At 41.6% G+C, this 3,601-nt stretch carries 4 protein-coding genes; 1 reads left to right on the plus strand and 3 read right to left on the minus strand.

The window, feature by feature from the left end; genetic code table 11:
• Positions 1–307: 307 nt before the first annotated feature.
• The gene (locus ACH2DQ_RS18705; RefSeq protein WP_394915057.1) at positions 308–1,168 is read left to right on the plus strand and encodes a PHP-associated domain-containing protein; all 861 of its coding nucleotides are present in this window, start codon (positions 308–310) and stop codon (positions 1,166–1,168) included.
• Positions 1,169–1,219: 51 nt separating this feature from the next.
• Here ACH2DQ_RS18705 and rbr read toward each other — a convergent pair whose 3' ends face one another.
• From rbr to ACH2DQ_RS18720, 3 genes are all read right to left on the minus strand, one after another.
• The gene (gene rbr, locus ACH2DQ_RS18710; RefSeq protein WP_394915056.1) at positions 1,220–1,819 is read right to left on the minus strand and encodes a rubrerythrin; all 600 of its coding nucleotides are present in this window, start codon (positions 1,817–1,819) and stop codon (positions 1,220–1,222) included.
• A gap of 136 nt (positions 1,820–1,955) precedes the next feature.
• On the minus strand, positions 1,956–2,684 hold the full coding sequence (locus ACH2DQ_RS18715; protein ID WP_394915055.1) for a hypothetical protein: 729 nt from the start codon (positions 2,682–2,684) through the stop codon (positions 1,956–1,958).
• Positions 2,671–3,601: ATP-binding cassette domain-containing protein (locus tag ACH2DQ_RS18720; RefSeq protein ID WP_395027821.1), on the minus strand; the 931-nt coding region annotated here is incomplete at its 5' end. The genes ACH2DQ_RS18715 and ACH2DQ_RS18720, both read right to left, overlap by 14 nt.

The raw sequence follows: 3,601 nt of genomic DNA on the forward strand, positions 1-3,601 counted from the left end.
TGCGGACATTTAAGAAGATATAAAAAGATAGTCAAAAAGACATATATAATTTATCTTAACATCATATAAAAAAAGTATCAACCTGATCAATTGTATAATTGCACTTTTTCACAAAAGTGATACACTATTATTAGATAAAATAATGAACAGATTCTTATGTAAACTGCACATAATAACCTTAAGTACTACAGAAGCATTTTCCCGGTTCCCGGAGCGTGTCTGAACATTCATTACCACCATCTGTACGCCCCGTTTTGAGATATATTTGCCGGTACCGTAGGAAAATGTACAGAAAGGACGTAAGACTATGAAATTTGATCTGCACTGTCACACCAGCAATGGATCTCTGGATGGCAAAGTCAGCATAGAAAACTATATCCAATTGTTGCAGAGGCATGGGTTTGACGGCATGTTAATCACCGACCACAACTCCTACAATGGCTACCGCGCCTACAAAAAGCTCCATGAGTCCACCCATAAATATGATGACTTTGTCGTATTAAAAGGTGTGGAATACGATACCCTGGATGCCGGACATTTTCTGGTTGTCATGCCGGAAAAAGTTAAGTTGCCCATTCTTGAGATCCGGGGCATGCCCCTTTCCCTTCTTCTGAAAGTCGTACACGGATTCGGCGGTATCCTGGGACCTGCACATCCCTACGGTGCAAAGTTTTTAAGTGCTATGCATTCCAAAAAACTGAAAAGACACCCGGAGCTTATCTACAATTTTGATTTTATTGAAACCGACAATACCTGCAACCCTCATCAGGGAAATGTCCTGGCAAGGGATATGGCTAAACGCTACCACAAACCTGCAGTTGCAGGCTCCGATGCCCATAAAGTAAAATATATCGGCACCGCATATACCAATATTGATTATCCTATCCGGGGAAATAACGATTTTATTAACGCTGTGCGGCTGAAGAAAATCGCTGACTGCGGCTGCCGGGATGAAGTGTACACAGAACCCAAAGTTGTGACAAAAATTCTTCCGGTCAGCCTGGCTTGGAAAGTATATAACTACGGGCTTGGTTTTCTAAAGGCGTATTCCAGAAAGGTAAATCTGAATAATCTGAAGGAATTGTGGGAGAAGTTCAAGCCGGATGCTCTGTTTGATGCCAAAGCAGAGCTGTACCGAAAGAATCGTCCCCGCCATGTTTCCAAATAAACATCAAAATAAAGTAAAGACCGCTGCACTTCTGCGCAGCGGTCCGTTTTTTTAAACTTCTGTATATGGTGCCAGTGACAATCTGATAAAATAACCTTTGTCATGTTTGCATACCGGACACATGGGAGGAACACTTTCTCCTTCATATACATACCCGCAGTTCAGGCACATCCATCCGGTTTTAACATCGGAAACAAAAAGCTTGTTTTCTTCCAGCAGCTTCGCAAATTTCCCAAATCGGTCTCCATGTATTTTTTCAATTCCTGCAATACCGTCAAAGGAGGCTGCTACCTTCAGGAATCCTTCTTCTCTTGCTTTTTCCGCAAATGCTTTATAGATGGGATCATGCTCTTCGTATTCATTATGCTGCGCTGCATATAACAGCTGTACTACATCATCATACAAATCAACCGGATAGCCCCCGTCAATTTCAATGGTTTCACCAGCCAGTTCCTTTAAATGACCATAAAAGATCTCCGCATGTTCTTTTTCCTGATTCGCCGTAAAAGTAAAAATCGCTTCTATGACCTGCAGGTTCTGCTTTTTCGCTTCCGATGCGGCAAATGTATACCGGTTACGCGCCTGACTCTCCCCAGCAAATGCACGCATAAGATTCTCTTTCGTTTCACTTGTTTTAAAATCCACTGCCATAATCACTACTCCTATCTTATCAATCATTCCATAACCAGAATATCCCGATCCGGGTTATGTCTCTAGTATGCTCTTACGGCAGAGTTCTATTCCAATTTCTGTAAATTTGCAACACTTTTTCTATTCTTTGTTCCTGTTAAAATTTATTCTTCACCAGGAGCTTTATATGCACAACAGTCAGGATCAAACAATAAATACAAAAAACAGCCAGTGTCTGCAGCACCATCCCGCCCGCGTAATAGTCTTCATTCACAAACCTTTTCACAAATTCCGCAACAGGCGGAAATAACCACATAAAGTACCTGGCAGCCGGATACTCCTCCATAAGCCCCATTTTCACAATCCCCATTAACATATATAAAAATGTAATCAGGGCTGCCGCCTTTCGGTTATGCATGATTCTGGAATGCAGAAAAGCACCTGTAATGCCTCCGGTATACGCTGCCAGGATATGTAACACCAATGCATTTAAAATATCTGTTACCGTTATCATTCTGTTAAATATACCAAAATGATTCACAGCGTTTTGAAAGACCGGAAAGAGTACGGCAAAAAGACTGACCAATATGCCAATGCCGGCAAGACAGCCCAGATTGACCAGATAATACCTGGTTTCACTTTGTACCTTCAATATGAGGATCTGTTCCTGGACAGGGCTCTTCAATTCGTTAAAGGTCCATCCGATCCAGGTCATGATCCATATCACAAATACCATAGACATGGTGTATCCTTCCAGCACGCCTAAAGGTGCAAAGGTATAAGCAAAGCCCATGTACATTGCCATTACAAGAAACGGCAGAATGTATTTGTTTGATTTTTTATAAGTTTCAAATATGTATTGAAATAACACTCTATTTTTGTACATTCTGCATCTCCCTCAATTGATATCCTGCATGAAGCATCATTTTGATAATCGGATTACTGTTTTCCGATGACGAACGGATCTTAATATGAAAACTGTTTATTTCCACCATATCTGCAGCCTCTTCCACTTCTTTTGGCAGTACTTCGGCACCGGACTCCGGTTCAAATATCAGAATATTGTATTCCTGTAAAAAGGTATCTTCTAATACCGCCTGTTTTAAGTGCCCGTCTTTTATTTCATAAACGATATCTGCAAGCCGGTTAATTAATTTCTTTTCATGGCAGGACATGACCACAGCTCCGCCGTCTTTTACATATTCCTGTATCATAGCCATAAAAATGTTCTGGGATTCCACATCCTGCCCCGACAGCGGTTCATCCATCAGAAGGATATCTGCCTTGGTAAGAAGCGCCTGAATCACTGCCGTCTTCTGAAGCGTCCCTTTAGACAGGTATTTCATTGGCTTATCCGCCATGGACTCCATAAAAAATGTTTTCAGCAAATCACTGCCCCGTTCTTTTGCTTCTTCCTTCGACAGCCCTTCCAGCATCCCCATACTCACCACATATTCCCTTGCCGTAAAATCTTGTTTTGGAAACCGCTCCGGAATATAGGTGATTCTCCATTTTTTATGATGGATAATTTCTCCGCCTGACACCGTTGTCAAAAGTGCAATCATCCGAAGCAGTGTGCTTTTCCCGCACCCGTTATGCCCTACTAAAGCAATTGTCTTTCCTTTTTCCACGGAAAAGTTAATATCTTCTAAAATCCGGTCTTTTCCAAAGTACTTAGATACACCAATCACATCGATTAATTGCTCCGCCATTTCAATCCCTTCTTTCCCTATTGGCTTTCGTTTTTTCAGCGAGCTTCTGATCTGGTAAATGCTTCTAACTCTGCATGAAAACTTAGGGGAA

This window comes from Robinsoniella sp., assembly GCF_034124845.1.

What these genes read in the sequence shown, in the direction of transcription:
- ACH2DQ_RS18705 (WP_394915057.1), top strand. Translation starts at nt 308, where the DNA reads ATGAAATTTGATCTGCACTGTCACACCAGCAATGGATCTCTGGATGGC.
- rbr (WP_394915056.1), bottom strand. Translation starts at nt 1,819, where the DNA reads ATGGCAGTGGATTTTAAAACAAGTGAAACGAAAGAGAATCTTATGCGT.
- ACH2DQ_RS18715 (WP_394915055.1), bottom strand. Translation starts at nt 2,684, where the DNA reads ATGTACAAAAATAGAGTGTTATTTCAATACATATTTGAAACTTATAAA.